This is a genomic window from Streptomyces sp. NPDC040610 (genome assembly GCF_055594065.1).
In genome coordinates this window covers 71267-84715 of sequence record NZ_JBVIXA010000018.1, presented here as the reverse complement: position 1 = coordinate 84715, position 13449 = coordinate 71267, and the positions used below count along the sequence as shown (strand labels likewise).

Here is a 13449-nt window from a genome sequence, read left to right as displayed (position 1 = left end):
CGCCCGCGGAGCCGCCCGGAGCCACTTCGGCTACCGGGCTACTTCGCGTAGTCGCCGGTGAGTTCGGCGCCGGACGCGTGGTCGCCGCGGTCGGTGATCTCGCCCGCGACCCAGGCGCCCACACCGCGGTCGGCGAGGGTCGTGAGGGCCACGTCGACCGACTCCTGGGGCACGACGGCGATCATGCCGACGCCCATGTTCAGGGTCTTCTCCAGCTCCAGGCGCTCGACCCGGCCCGCGCGGCCGACCAGGTCGAAGACCGCGCCCGGCGTCCACGTGGAGCGGTCCACGGTGGCGTGCAGGCCGTCCGGGACGACCCGGGCGAGGTTCGCCGCGAGGCCGCCGCCGGTGACGTGGCTGAAGGCGTGTACCTCGGCCGTGCGGATCAGCGCCAGACAGTCCAGGGAGTAGATCTTCGTGGGCTCCAGGAGCTCCTCGCCGAGCGTGCGGCCGAACTCCTCGACCTCCTGCTCCAGGGACATCCCGGCGCGGTCGAAGAGCACGTGCCGCACCAGCGAGTACCCGTTGGAGTGAAGACCCGACGACTCCATGGCGATGACCGCGTCACCCTTACGGATGCGATCGCCGCCGAGCACGCGGTCGGCCTCCACGACGCCGGTGCCGGCGCCCGCCACGTCGAAGTCGTCCGGGCCGAGCAGGCCCGGGTGCTCCGCGGTCTCGCCGCCGACGAGGGAGCAGCCCGCGAGGACACAGCCCTCGGCGATGCCCTTGACGATCGCGGCGACGCGCTCCGGGTGGACCTTGCCGACGCAGATGTAGTCGGTCATGAACAGCGGTTCGGCGCCGCACACGACGATGTCGTCGACGACCATGCCGACGAGGTCGTGGCCGATCGTGTCGTACACACCGAGCTTGCGCGCGAGGTCGACCTTCGTGCCGACGCCGTCCGTCGCGGAGGCGAGCAGCGGGCGGTCGAAGCGCTTCAGGGCGGAGGCGTCGAAGAGGCCGGCGAAGCCGCCGAGCCCGCCGAGGCCGGCGACCTCGGGGCGCTGCGTCTTCTTCACCCACTCCTTCATCAGCTCGACGGCGCGGTCGCCCGCTTCGATGTCGACGCCGGCCGCCGCGTAGGAGGCACCAACGGGGGTCTCAGACATTGCCTGGGATCTTTCGGGTCGATGAATGGGCTCAGGGGCGACGGATCGCGTCGGCCGCGGCCGTGGCCGCCGGTCCCGCGGCGAGCTCGGTCTCCAGGAGCTGCTTGCCGAGGAGTTCCGGGTCGGGCAGGTCCATCGGGTACTCGCCGTCGAAGCAGGCGCGGCAGAGGTTCGGCTTGTCGATGGTGGTGGCCTCGATCATGCCGTCGATGGAGATGTAGGAGAGCGAGTCGGCGCCGAGCGACGTGCCGATCTCCTCGATGCTCATGCCGTTGGCGATCAGCTCGGCGCGGGTGGCGAAGTCGATGCCGAAGAAGCACGGCCACTTCACGGGCGGCGACGAGATCCGGATGTGGACCTCGGCGGCACCGGCCTCGCGGAGCATCTTGACCAGGGCGCGCTGGGTGTTGCCGCGGACGATCGAGTCGTCGACGACCACCAGCTTCTTGCCCTTGATGACTTCCTTGAGGGGGTTCAGCTTCAGCCTGATGCCGAGCTGACGGATGGTCTGTGAGGGCTGGATGAAGGTCCGGCCGACGTAGGCGTTCTTGACCAGCCCGGCGCCGAAAGGGATCCCCGAGGCTTCCGCGTACCCGATGGCGGCGGGCGTGCCGGACTCCGGGGTCGCTATCACCAGGTCCGCGTCGACCGGGGCTTCCTCGGCGAGCTTGCGGCCCATCTCGACGCGCGAGAGATAGACGTTGCGGCCCGCGATGTCGGTGTCGGGGCGCGCCAGATAGACGTACTCGAAGACACAGCCCTTGGGCTTCGCTTCAGCGAATCGGGACGTTCGCAGGCCGTTCTCGTCGATGGCGATGAACTCGCCCGGCTCGATCTCGCGGACGTAGGCGGCACCGCAGATGTCGAGCGCGGCGCTCTCGGAGGCGACCACCCAGCCGCGCTCCAGGCGGCCGAGGACCAGCGGGCGGATGCCCTGGGGGTCGCGGCCCGCGTACAGCGTGTGCTCGTCCATGAAGACGAGGCTGAAGGCGCCCTTGACCTGGGGAAGCACCACACCGGCGGCTTCCTCTATGGTCAGCGGCTTGCCGTCGGCGTCCGTCTGGGCGGCGAGCAGGGCCGTGAGCAGGTCGGTGTCGTTGGTGGCCGCCACGCGCGTGGTGCGGCCCTCCTGCTTGGGCAGGTCGGCGACCATCTCGGCGAGCTGCGCCGTGTTGACCAGGTTGCCGTTGTGGCCGAGGGCGATGGAGCCGTGGGCCGTGGCGCGGAAGGTGGGCTGGGCGTTCTCCCAGACGGACGCTCCCGTCGTGGAGTAGCGGGCGTGACCGACCGCGATGTGTCCTTGGAGGGAACTGAGGGAGGTCTCGTCGAAGACCTGGGAGACAAGCCCCATGTCCTTGAAGACGAGGATCTGGGAGCCGTTGCTGACCGCGATTCCCGCGGATTCCTGGCCCCGATGCTGGAGGGCGTAGAGCCCGAAGTACGTGAGCTTTGCGACCTCTTCACCCGGAGCCCAGACACCGAAGACGCCACAAGCGTCCTGGGGGCCTTTCTCGCCGGGGAGCAGATCGTGATTGAGTCGACCGTCACCACGTGGCACGCCACCGAGTGTAGGCGAGATCGACCACTGGTCCGAATTGGGGATACGGGGCCTGTACGGAACGTAAGCGCGCTCCTAGTGCGGGCGGCTTCCCGAGGGCCCATTGCTGCGATCGTACGAAGGCCTCGTGAACAGCGGCGACAAGGCATTGACGGGATTTCACCCCCTGGCTGAGGCTCCTGATTCATGCAGTTCCTTGTGGAGCGCCGCCACGTCGACCTGGTCCGGGTAGCAAGCGCCCTCTGTCCGCGCACCGCCTGAACGCTCTTCCCCCCGCCTTCTCCGGCTGTCCTGTTCAGGGGTGCTTCGTGTCTTCGTACGAGTCCGAATCATCCCGTTCGCCGGAGTTCGCCGCAGCTTCGCGGCTGCCCCGGCGGGCCTTCGCCGGTGGGGTGGCGGTCGCCGGGGCGTCGGCGCGGGCCGCCGCCCGGTCAGGCCGCCGGGGCCTGCGCCTTCGCCGTCGTCTTGCCGTCCGGTGCGGTGAGGGTGAGGGTGCGGTGGTCCAGCTTGTAGGAGGCCTTGCCGCCGAAGAGCTTCATGAGGGCGCGCTCGGTCGGCATGACGTCGCCGGGGCACATCTTGCGGGTGGCCCGGGGCTGGCCCAGGGTGATCTTGCCGTCGGCGGCGGCCGCGTTCGCGGTGACGTCGTTGCAGCCGAGGTTGCCGCGGACCGCGCCGTCCTTGGTGAAGGTGAGCTTGATCTTGTCGTCGAGGCCCTTGGGCAGGGAGGTCGTCGTGTCCCCGGTGCCGACGGACGTCACCGTCCACTCGGTGCCCTTCAGGGGCGCCCCGGCCTCGGCGCTGAGGGCGATGCGGTCGCCGTCGGCGGTCGTGAGGGTCAGGCGTTCGTCGCCCACCTGGGCCTTGAGCTTGCCGTCCATGGCGCGGGCGAGGCTCTTCTCGAAGTCGAGCGCGTCGCAGGCGATCTCGGTGTGCGGGCCCGGTTCGAAGTGGACGGTGTCGCCCTTGACGGCGGCCTTGGCGCCGTAGCCGTTGCAGCCGAAGTTCCCCGCGGCGGTGCCCTTGCCGCCGAACTTCACATAGGCGCCTTCCGGGGCCGTCTTCTTCTTTCCGTCGACCGTGAGGCTGTCGACGTTCCAGCGGACTCCGGTCAGGGCCGAATCCGGGCCGCCGCCCTTGCCGGAGCCGGAGTTGCCCGATCCGGCCTTGTCGGGGCCGTCGTCGCCGGAGCCGGACTCAGAGCCGCAGGCCGCGAGCAGCCCGGCGGCGGCGAGGACGGTGAGGGTCTGGGTCACACGCTGCTTGTACATGTCATTGTGACGGGGCGGCTCCGGGTCCGGTTCCCTCCGCGCGCGCCGGCGCCGGGCACGCGGGTCCCGCCGGTGGTCACGGCACTCGCGCCCCACCCGTCACGACATGATCGGCAGCAGCCCGCCCAGATCGGCCCGTTCGCCGCTCGCACTGACCTGTGCCGCCTCGCGGGCCGCCGCCCATGTCGTACGTCCCGTGGCGAGCCTGATCCAGGTCAGCGGGTCGGTCTCGACGACGTTCGGCGGGGTGCCGCGGGTGTGCCGGGGGCCCTCGACGCACTGGACCACGGCGTACGGCGGGACGCGGACCTCCACCGAGCCGCCGGGGGCCTTCGTGGCCAGGGCGTCGGCAAGGAGGCGGGTGCAGGCGGCCAGGGCCTGGCGGTCGTACGGCACGTCGAGGCCCGGCAGCGCGTCGTTCAAGTCGTCCGTGTGGACGATCAGTTCGACGGTGCGCGTGACCATGAAGTCGGCGAGGGTCATGCCGCCGAAGCGGGACGGCACGAGGCGGGTGTCGGCGGCGTCGGGGAGGGTCTCCGCGAGGCGGTCGAGGGCGCCCGCGAACAGGGCGTCCAGGTCGGAGTCCGCGTCGACGACGGCGTGCGCGTCCTCGTCGACCTGGCCCGCGGCCGAGGACGTGCGGAACGGCCAGTCCTGGAGCGGCACTTCGAGCTTGTCCGGCTCGGGCGCGTCCAGGTAGCGGGCGACGGAGCCGAGCACCAGCGTGAGGTGGGCGGCCAGTTCGCGCACGGTCCAGTCCCCGAGCCGGGTGGGCGCGGCCAGTTGCTCCGGGGTCAGGCCCGCGACGGCCGCACGCACCGTGGCGAACTGGGTGAGCACGGCGGTGCGGATCTTGGTCGGGTCGTAGCTGCGGGTGCGCTTCTTGGCCGGTGGCATGGGGGGAGCCTAAGCCTTGACCGCGTAGCCGCTGAGTCCTTTTTCCACCAGCGCGAAGGCGTCCCTGGCCAGGCGCGCGGCGTCGGCGGCGACCTGGTCGAGGGGGGCGTCGGCGACGCGGCGGCGGTGCACCTCGGCGAACACCGCGTTGCGTACGCCGATCAGTTGGGCCGCGGCGACCTCCGCGAGGACCGCGTCGCCCGTCTCCGCCGCGAGGACGTCCGCGAGGAGCTCCTGGCGGCGCAGGTGGAAGGCGTGCGCGCGGTGCAGCAGGACGGGGGTCTCGGTGATCAGACGCAGCACCTGGAGCGTGCGGGCGCTGTCGCTCAGGCCGACGGACGGGTCCCTGGCCTCGATGAGGTCGAGCAGCTGGCGGCGCAGGGCCTCGGCGGCGGACTCGCCCGGGGCGCGGTCGCGCACGGCGTCGGCGGCGTCCGCGACGTGCTCCTCCATGGGGCCGAGGAGCACGTCCTCCTTCGTACCGAAGTAGTTGAAGACGGTCATCTTGGAGACGTCGGCGGCGGCCGCGATCTCCGCCACGGACACCTTGTCGAAGCCGCGCTCGACGAACAGCTCCACCGCGACCTGCCAGATCCGCGCGGCGGTCTGCTGCTTCTTGCGCTCCCGCAGGCCGGGCGCGCGACTGCCCTGGTCAGAGGCTGCGGGCTCGCCCGCGGGTGCGGCTTCTCGTGCTGCCATGGCCGGACGATACCAGGATGAATTTTGCGCTGAGGCTAAATTTAGTTCTGGATCAAATTCTTGCCGGATGCCTGTTCCGCGTCATGAACAGCCGTGAACACCTCCCGGTTCGCGGGCACCCCGATGCCGCGCCAGCGGAAGGGCACGCCCCTGGCCGTGTTCAGGTCCGGACCGTCCATCAGCTGGAAGTGGACGTGCGGCTCGGTGGAGTTGCCGGAGTTCCCGCAGTTGCCGAGCCGCTGTCCGGCGACGACCTTGTCCCCGGCCCGGACCGCGAGCGAGCCCCGCTGGACGTGCGCGTACACGGCGTACGTCCCCTCGCCGAGGTCGAGGACGATGTGGTTGCCGACGATGCGGCGGGTGCCGCCGAGGATCCGGCCGACGCCCTCGATCAGCAGGAAGTACACCAGGGCGGGCAGCGAGTTGCGGCTGAGATGGTCGCGCTGGTCGTCCTCGGCGTGCACGACGGTGGCGTCGGCGACCGCGTGCAGCGGCGCCCCGAAGGCGGGGAACGCCCGGTTGCGGCGGGCGACCGGCCAGAGCCAGGCGAAGCCGGGGCGGCCGCGGTCCGGGTCGTCGGGCTCGGCCGTGATGTCGATGGCGTACGTCTGGCCGAGGTTGTGCGTGCCGTGGCTCGGCACCTTGTCGGCGGGGCTGTTGAGGGCGGACCAGCGGCCGGTGACGGGGGGCTCGACCTCGACGGGCGGCCGGGCCTCCGCCTGGATCTGGCTCGCGGCGCTGCGGCGGCGCAGGACGTCGAGCGCGATCGCGCCGAGTGCGGGCAGCCAGCCCAGCCAGTAGTTGTAGGGCAGGTCGACGAAGGAGCCCGCGATCGCCTGGACGAAGAAGGCCAGCCACAGGACACGGCTGAGGACGAAGACGAGCTTGCGCAGACGGATGGACATGGTCGTTCCCCCTGGTGTGTGCGGTTACGTACGCGCCGGTGTCACGGCCGGGCGACGGACAGCGCCACGAGCAGCGGCACCACCCGCCCCGCGGGCACCTCGTGCCGCCCGCGCCCGGTCGTCTCCAGCCAGCCGGCGGCGGTGAGCTGGCGCAGGTGGTGGTAGATCTGGCCGGTCGTGCCGATGTCGTCGAGCGCGGCGAGGTCGGCGGCGGTGCGGCGGCCGCCGAGGATCTCGCGGAGCAGCCGCAGGCGCACGGGGTGCCCGAGCGCGGCGAACGAGTCGGCGGCGGCAGTCCAGTCCTCGTCGAGGAGCTGGTCGGTGAGGCTCCCGGTCTGCCACTCGTACCGCTGGCCGGTCGGCAGCCGCACCGCGCCGGTGTACAGCACCCCGCCGTCCGCCGCCCCGAGCTCGGCGAGCTGCGCCTTCAGGCCTTCGAGCGCCCAGAAGTCATCGCGGCCGACGGCGGGCGCCGGCCGGTCCTCGCCCTCAAGGGCGGCCATGCGTCGCTCCAGTGCGGCGACGCGCTCTTCAAGATCCACGCTACTAAGTTACGTAATTACGTAATCTCAATCAACCCCGGAACGCCGAAGCCCCCGCCCGGACCCTGTCCGAACGGGGGCTCCCGCGACTCTCGCTAGGGCCGCGTCAGGCGAACAACCCCGGAATCGTCTCCGCGTGCGCCGTCCGCAGCTCGTCGAGCGACAGCGCGAACTCGCCCTGCACCTCGACGGCGTCCCCGTCGACCACGCCGATCCGCGTGACGGGCAGACCCCGCGCCCCGCACATGTCGGTGAACCGCAGCTCCTCGCTGCGCGGCACGGACACGACGGCACGCCCCGCGGACTCGCTGAGCAGGAACGTGAAGGCGTCGAGCCCGTCCGGCACGACCAGGCGGGCGCCGGTGCCGCCGCGCAGGCAGGACTCCACGACCGCCTGGACCAGGCCGCCGTCGGACAGGTCGTGCGCGGCGTCGATCATGCCGTCGCGCGAGGCGGAGATCAGGATCTCGCCGAGCAGCCGCTCCCGCTCCAGGTCGACCTTCGGCGGCAGGCCGCCGAGGTGGTCGTGGACGACCTGGGACCAGGCCGAGCCGCCGAACTCCTCGTGGGTCTCGCCGAGCAGGTAGAGGAGCTGGCCCTCTTCCTTGAAGGCGATCGGCGTGCGGCGCGTGACGTCGTCGATGACGCCGAGCACGGCCACGACCGGGGTCGGGTGGATCGCCGTCTCGCCGGTCTGGTTGTAGAGGGAGACGTTGCCGCCGGTCACCGGGGTGCCCAGCTGGAGGCAGCCGTCCGCCAGGCCGCGGGTGGCCTCCGCGAACTGCCACATCACGTCCGGGTCCTCGGGGGAGCCGAAGTTCAGGCAGTTGGAGATGGCGAGCGGCTTGGCGCCGGAGGCGGCGACGTTGCGGTACGACTCGGCGAGCGCGAGCTGCGCGCCCGCGTACGGGTCGAGCTTCGCGTACCGGCCGTTGCCGTCCGTCGCCATCGCGACGCCCAGGTTGGACTCCTCGTCGACGCGGACCATGCCCGCGTCCTCGGGCTGCGCGAGGATCGTGTTGCCCTGGACGAAGCGGTCGTACTGGTCGGTGATCCACGCCTTGGAGGCCTGGTTCGGGGACGCGACCAGCTTGAGGATCTGGTCCTTCAGCTCCGCCGAATTCGCCGGGCGCGCCAGCTTGTTGGCGTCGTCCGCCTGGAGGGCGTCCTGCCAGGACGGGCGCGCGTAGGGCCGGTGGTAGACCGGGCCCTCGTGCGCGACCGTGCGCGGCGGCACGTCGACGATCTGCTCGCCGTGCCAGAAGATCTCCAGGCGCTCGCCCTCGGTGACCTCACCGATGACGGTGGCGATGACGTCCCACTTCTCGCAGATCTCCATGAAGCGGTCGACCTTGTCCGGCTCGACTACCGCGCACATGCGCTCCTGCGACTCGCTCATGAGGATCTCCTCGGGCGAGAGCGAGGAGTCGCGCAGCGGAACCGTGTCCAGCTCCACGCGCATGCCGCCCGAACCGGCCGAGGCCAGCTCGCTGGTGGCGCAGGACAGGCCCGCGCCGCCGAGGTCCTGGATGCCCGCGACCAGCTTCTCGCCGAAGATCTCCAGGGTGCACTCGATGAGGAGCTTCTCCTGGAAGGGGTCGCCGACCTGGACGGCGGGACGCTTGGCCGGGCCGGTCGACTCGAAGGTCTCCGAGGCGAGCACGGACACGCCGCCGATGCCGTCGCCGCCCGTGCGGGCCCCGTACAGGATGACCTTGTTGCCGGTGCCCGACGCCTTCGCGAGGTGGATGTCCTCGTGCTTCATGACGCCGATGCAGCCCGCGTTGACCAGCGGGTTGCCCTGGTAGCAGGAGTCGAAGACGACCTCGCCGCCGATGTTGGGCAGGCCCAGGCAGTTGCCGTAGCCACCGATGCCCGCGACCACGCCCGGCAGGACGCGCTTGGTGTCGGGGTGGTCGGCGGCGCCGAAGCGCAGCGGGTCCACGACCGCGACCGGGCGCGCGCCCATCGCGAGGATGTCGCGCACGATGCCGCCGACGCCGGTGGCCGCGCCCTGGTAGGGCTCGATGTACGACGGGTGGTTGTGCGACTCGACCTTGAAGGTGACCGCGTAGCCCTGGCCGACGTCGACGACGCCCGCGTTCTCGCCGATGCCGACGAGCATCGCGTCGTTGTCGGGGACCTTCTCGCCGAACTGCTTCAGGTGCACCTTGCTGCTCTTGTACGAGCAGTGCTCGGACCACATGACCGAGTACATGGCCAGCTCGGCGCCGGTCGGGCGGCGGCCGAGGATCTCCCTGATCCGGGCGTACTCGTCCTCCTTGAGGCCGAGCTCCTTCCAGGGCTGCGCGGACTCGGGAGTCCCCGCCGCGTGCTTGACGGTGTCCAGGGTCATCGGGCGTCCACCAGCTTCTTCAGGATCGAGGTGAAGAATCCCAGGCCGTCCGTGCGACCGGTCCCGACCAGCGGCTCGACCGCGTGCTCGGGGTGCGGCATGAGGCCGACGACGTTGCCGGCCTCGTTCGTGATGCCCGCGATGTCGCGCAGCGAGCCGTTCGGGTTCATGTCCAGGTAGCGGAAGGCGACGCGGCCCTCCGCCTCCAGCATGTCGAGGGTGCGCTCGTCGGCGACGTAGCGTCCGTCGATGTTCTTCAGCGGGATCGAGATCTCCTGGCCAGGCTCGTAATCGGCCGTCCAGGCAGTCGAGTTGGTCTCCACGCGCAGCTTCTGGTCACGGCAGATGAAGTGCAGGTGGTTGTTGCGCAGCATCGCGCCGGGCAGCAGGTGGGTCTCGGTGAGGACCTGGAAGCCGTTGCAGATCCCGAGGACCGGCATTCCGGCCTTCGCCTGCTCGATGACCGACTCCATGACGGGCGAGAAACGCGAGATGGCGCCGGCCCGCAGATAGTCGCCGTAACTGAAACCGCCCGGAAGGACCACGGCGTCGACCTGCTTCAGGTCCTTGTCGCGGTGCCACAGCGGCACGGCCTCGGCACCGGCGACGCGCACGGCGCGCTGGGTGTCGCGGTCGTCGAGCGTTCCAGGAAAAGTGACGACTCCGACGCGAATATTCCAGCGGCCCGTAGGGCCACCGTTGAGGGTGGTGGCGGGCGACGGGAGGGAGGTCACTTCGCCTCCACCGCCGGCTCTTCGACCTTTACGACGAAGTCCTCGATCACGGTGTTGGCGAGGAAGGTTTCCGCCATCTCGTGGATACGGGCGAGGGCGGCGTCGTCGACGGGCCCGTCCACCTCGAGTTCGAAGCGCTTTCCTTGACGTACGTCGGAGATGCCCTGGAAACCGAGGCGCGGCAGTGCACGCTGCACCGCCTGTCCCTGGGGGTCGAGGATCTCCGGCTTGAGCATGACGTCGACTACGACGCGTGCCACTGGCACTCCCGGTGTGTGGTGCTTGCGTGTGCTGCTTGCGGACTGCTCACCTGGCGCCGAGCGGGCCGCCGAGCAGGTTCCTTCAGACTACCCGCACAAAATTTCTACCCGCGTAGATTCGTAGCAACATACGTGACCGCAGTCACTTCGAAGGGGTCGGCACGGCGTCGAGCAGGACACGTACGCGAAAAATCCTGGAAAAGATCACAGTTCGCCATTGCGTCCACCGCCCCGCCGCACCCACCCTGCTGGGGAAGCGCCCGGCCTGCCCGTATTCTCCCGGACACGCCGCCGGAACACGCGGTTGGTTTTCCTTGGCTTCACTATTCAATGCCAGGCACTGTACAAAGGAATTGGCAATAGCCGATACTTTGTCCCAAAACTGCCGGACAGTCGGCATCACCGCACATCGTTGCACGTCAATGCGGTGGCGCCGCACGAAAGGACCGATATTCGTGGCGCAGCGTGTCGTGGTCACTCTCTTTGACGACATCGACGGCTCAGAAGCGGCGGAAACGGTCGCCTTCGGTCTGGACGGGAAGTCGTACGAGATCGACCTCAACCAAACCAATGCCGAGAAACTCCGCAAGGTCCTCGCCCCCTACCTGGAGGCGGCCCGCAAGCAGTCGAAGTCCGGCAAGGTCTTCCGGCACACGGCCGTGACCCCCGACCCGGCGGCCGTGCGCGCCTGGGCCCGCTCGCACCGCCTCGACGTACCGCCGCGCGGCCGCATCCCGAAGAAGGTGTACGAGGCGTTCGAGGCCGCCAACTGACTCCGGACGCAGACGCCGGGACCCCTCGGGGACCTCGGGGCGGGGGTGCTCGCGCAACCGACTTGCGCAGCACCCCCGCTGGTCAGCTAGAGTCTGGAGCACGCCGAAGGGCAAGGCCGAAAAGGCCGAACCCCGAGGAGTCGTGCGGGTGTAGTTCAGTAGTAGAACATCCCCCTTCCAGGGGGAAGGCGCAGTGTGCAATTCCTGTCACCCGCTCCGCACCGCTCACCGACCACCCATTCGGGTGCGGTAAGCTGGTGCTCGCGCCGATCAGTGAGAGCTGGTCGGAGGCAATGCGAACGTAGCTCAGTTGGTAGAGCGCAACCTTGCCAAGGTTGAGGTCGCGAGTTCGAACCTCGTCGTTCGCTCCAGTCACGAAGGCCCGGTGTCCCAGACACCGGGCCTTCGTCGTGTTCCGGCACGCCCCCTCCTAATGCGGCCCGAAGGCGGCGGCCCGCGCGTCTGACATTTGTCATGCGAGTCGATGACAACGCGCACTGCCTGCGGCTTCGGCGGCGGGCGAGCCTTGAGTCATGACAGACCAAGTGATCGAAGTGACCGACCTGCGGCGCCGCTACACGGGAGGCTTCGAAGCGGTCCGGGGGATCTCGTTCACCGCCGGTCGCGGCGAGCTGTTCGCCCTGCTCGGCACCAACGGCGCGGGCAAGACCTCCACCGTCGAAGTCCTCGAAGGCCTCGCCGCACCCGCCGCCGGGACCGTCCGGGTGCTCGGGCACGACCCGTACCGCGAGCGGGACGCGGTCCGGCCCCGGATCGGCGTGATGCTCCAGGAAGGCGGCTTCCCCTCCGAGCTGACCGTCACCGAGACCGCGCGCATGTGGGCCGGGTGCACCAGCGGGGCCCGCCCCGTCGGCGAGGTTCTCGAAGCCGTCGGGCTCGCCGCCCGCGGCGGCGTCCGCGTGAAGCAGCTGTCCGGCGGCGAGAAGCGCCGCCTCGACCTCGCGATGGCGCTCGTCGGCGACCCCGAGGTCCTCTTCCTCGACGAGCCCACCACCGGACTCGACGCCGAAGGCCGCCGCGAGACCTGGGACTTGGTGCGCGACCTGCGCGACCGGGGCACCACCGTGCTGCTCACCACGCACTACCTCGAAGAGGCCGAGAACCTCGCCGACCGCCTCGCGATCCTGCACGAGGGCCGCATCGCCGCCGCGGGCACCGTCACCGACGTCGTCGCCTCCCAGCCCTCCCACATCTCCTTCGACCTGCCCGACGGCTACCACCTCGGCGACCTGCCGCCGCTGCCCGCCCTCGGCGTCACCGGGCACGAACTGCGCGGCCGCACCGTACGGCTGCGCACCGACACCCTCCAGCACGCCGCCACCGGGCTCCTCGTCTGGGCCCGGGAGACCGGCGTCGAACTGCGCGGACTCGACGTACGGGCCGCGTCCCTGGAAGAGGCCTTCCTGCGCATCGCGCAGGAGGCGACCCGGGGCGGCGCCGAGCAGCCGGACGGCCCCGGCGCGACCACGTACAAGAAGGAGAAGGTGGCATGAGTTCCGCGACCCCCACCGCCGCGCGGCCCACCGCGACCCCCCGGTCCGTGACCCGCACCACCTCCGCCGGACGCCTGCGGGCCCTGGCCCGCGCCGAGCTGACGCTGCTCGGCCGCACCAAGGGCACGCTGTTCGCGGCGATGTTCGTGCCGCTCGTCATGCCGTTCAGCGTGCGCCAGGCCGCCGACGGGATGGACCTGAAGGGCACCGGCCTGTCGATCGGCTCGGTGGTGCTGCCGTCCTCGATCGGCTTCGCCCTCCTCTTCGCCGTGTACTCGACGCTGGTGAGCGTCTACGCCGCCCGGCGCGAGGAACTCGTCCTCAAGCGGCTGCGCACCGGCGAGGTGCGGGACCTGGAGATCCTCGCGGGCGCCGCGCTGCCGTCCGTGGCCGTCGGCCTCGCGCAGTCCCTGCTCCTCGCGGGCGCCTGCGCGGCACTGCTCGACGTCGGGGCACCGGAGGCGCCCCTCTACGCCGTCCTGGGGCTGCTGTTGGCCCTCGTGCTGTGGCCCGTGCTCGGGGCGGTCACGGCGACCTTCAGCCGCAGCGTGGAGAGCGCCCAGGTCGCGGCCATGCCGCTGCTGTTGATCTCCTTCATCGGCTCCGGCACCCTCGTCCCGCTCGAAGTCATGCCGGACAAGCTCGCCGCCGTCTGCGAACTGCTGCCGCTCACCCCGACGATCGAGCTGATCCGCGGCGGCTGGACCGGCGACATGGCCGCCTCCGAGGCGCTCGGCGCCGTCGCGGTCGCGGTGGCCTGGACCGTGGTCGGCGTGTTTGCTGTACGAAGGTGGTTCCGCTGGGAGCCGCGGCGCTAGCGGCGCC

General features: G+C 70.6%; 14 protein-coding genes and 2 tRNA genes. 6 read left to right on the top strand and 10 right to left on the bottom strand.

Annotated features, from left to right (window positions below; genetic code table 11):
• Nucleotides 1-38: 38 nt before the first annotated feature.
• Together purM and purF are read right to left on the bottom strand one after the other, a co-directional pair.
• Nucleotides 39-1115: a phosphoribosylformylglycinamidine cyclo-ligase gene (purM, locus tag ACZ6AA_RS37500; RefSeq protein WP_468453600.1), complete on the bottom strand. Its 1077-nt coding sequence runs from the start codon at nt 1113-1115 to the stop codon at nt 39-41.
• 31 nt (nt 1116-1146) lie between these two features.
• Entirely contained in the window at nt 1147-2673 is a 1527-nt protein-coding gene (gene purF, locus ACZ6AA_RS37495) for an amidophosphoribosyltransferase (protein ID WP_468453602.1), read from the bottom strand.
• 186 nt (nt 2674-2859) lie between these two features.
• Here purF and ACZ6AA_RS37490 point away from each other — a divergent pair, with 186 nt between their 5' ends.
• Entirely contained in the window at nt 2860-2934 is a 75-nt protein-coding gene (locus ACZ6AA_RS37490; RefSeq protein WP_380843595.1) for a putative leader peptide, read from the top strand.
• Between the two features lie 170 nt (nt 2935-3104).
• On the opposite strand, the gene ACZ6AA_RS37485 is transcribed toward ACZ6AA_RS37490, so the two are convergent.
• The 8 genes from ACZ6AA_RS37485 to purS all read right to left on the bottom strand — a co-directional run bounded on the left by ACZ6AA_RS37485 (nt 3105) and on the right by purS (nt 10337).
• Entirely contained in the window at nt 3105-3929 is an 825-nt protein-coding gene (locus ACZ6AA_RS37485; RefSeq protein WP_468453603.1) for an META domain-containing protein, read from the bottom strand.
• 114 nt (nt 3930-4043) lie between these two features.
• Nucleotides 4044-4841 carry a maleylpyruvate isomerase family mycothiol-dependent enzyme gene (locus tag ACZ6AA_RS37480; protein WP_468483491.1) on the bottom strand — a complete coding sequence of 266 codons (798 nt, stop codon included), beginning with the start codon at nt 4839-4841 and terminating at the stop codon, nt 4044-4046.
• Nucleotides 4842-4850: 9 nt separating this feature from the next.
• Nucleotides 4851-5540 carry a TetR/AcrR family transcriptional regulator gene (locus tag ACZ6AA_RS37475; RefSeq protein WP_471462941.1) on the bottom strand — a complete coding sequence of 230 codons (690 nt, stop codon included), beginning with the start codon at nt 5538-5540 and terminating at the stop codon, nt 4851-4853.
• A 41-nt stretch (nt 5541-5581) separates the two neighbouring features.
• The gene (locus ACZ6AA_RS37470) at nt 5582-6445 is read right to left on the bottom strand and encodes a M23 family metallopeptidase (RefSeq protein WP_471462939.1); all 864 of its coding nucleotides are present in this window, start codon (nt 6443-6445) and stop codon (nt 5582-5584) included.
• 41 nt (nt 6446-6486) lie between these two features.
• The gene (locus ACZ6AA_RS37465) at nt 6487-6987 is read right to left on the bottom strand and encodes an ArsR/SmtB family transcription factor (RefSeq protein ID WP_468483488.1); all 501 of its coding nucleotides are present in this window, start codon (nt 6985-6987) and stop codon (nt 6487-6489) included.
• A 106-nt stretch (nt 6988-7093) separates the two neighbouring features.
• The gene (gene purL / locus ACZ6AA_RS37460) at nt 7094-9343 is read right to left on the bottom strand and encodes a phosphoribosylformylglycinamidine synthase subunit PurL (protein WP_468453612.1); all 2250 of its coding nucleotides are present in this window, start codon (nt 9341-9343) and stop codon (nt 7094-7096) included.
• Nucleotides 9340-10017, bottom strand: a complete 678-nt coding sequence (gene purQ, locus ACZ6AA_RS37455; protein WP_468454275.1) for a phosphoribosylformylglycinamidine synthase subunit PurQ — start codon at nt 10015-10017, stop codon at nt 9340-9342. The genes purL and purQ overlap by 4 nt, the downstream gene beginning before the upstream one ends.
• A gap of 56 nt (nt 10018-10073) precedes the next feature.
• The gene (gene purS, locus ACZ6AA_RS37450; RefSeq protein WP_030362773.1) at nt 10074-10337 is read right to left on the bottom strand and encodes a phosphoribosylformylglycinamidine synthase subunit PurS; all 264 of its coding nucleotides are present in this window, start codon (nt 10335-10337) and stop codon (nt 10074-10076) included.
• Nucleotides 10338-10792: 455 nt separating this feature from the next.
• Here purS and ACZ6AA_RS37445 point away from each other — a divergent pair, with 455 nt between their 5' ends.
• The 5 genes from ACZ6AA_RS37445 to ACZ6AA_RS37425 all read left to right on the top strand — a co-directional run bounded on the left by ACZ6AA_RS37445 (nt 10793) and on the right by ACZ6AA_RS37425 (nt 13442).
• The gene (locus ACZ6AA_RS37445) at nt 10793-11110 is read left to right on the top strand and encodes a histone-like nucleoid-structuring protein Lsr2 (protein WP_468453615.1); all 318 of its coding nucleotides are present in this window, start codon (nt 10793-10795) and stop codon (nt 11108-11110) included.
• A 144-nt stretch (nt 11111-11254) separates the two neighbouring features.
• Nucleotides 11255-11326 (top strand) — tRNA-Gly (locus ACZ6AA_RS37440).
• Between the two features lie 79 nt (nt 11327-11405).
• Nucleotides 11406-11481, top strand: a tRNA-Gly gene (locus ACZ6AA_RS37435).
• Between the two features lie 162 nt (nt 11482-11643).
• A complete protein-coding gene (locus ACZ6AA_RS37430) occupies nt 11644-12624 on the top strand; it encodes an ABC transporter ATP-binding protein (RefSeq protein WP_471462936.1) in 981 nt (326 codons plus the stop codon).
• On the top strand, nt 12621-13442 hold the full coding sequence (locus tag ACZ6AA_RS37425) for an ABC transporter permease (protein WP_468453619.1): 822 nt from the start codon (nt 12621-12623) through the stop codon (nt 13440-13442). Before ACZ6AA_RS37430 ends, ACZ6AA_RS37425 begins: the two co-directional genes overlap by 4 nt.
• Nucleotides 13443-13449 lie beyond the last annotated feature (7 nt).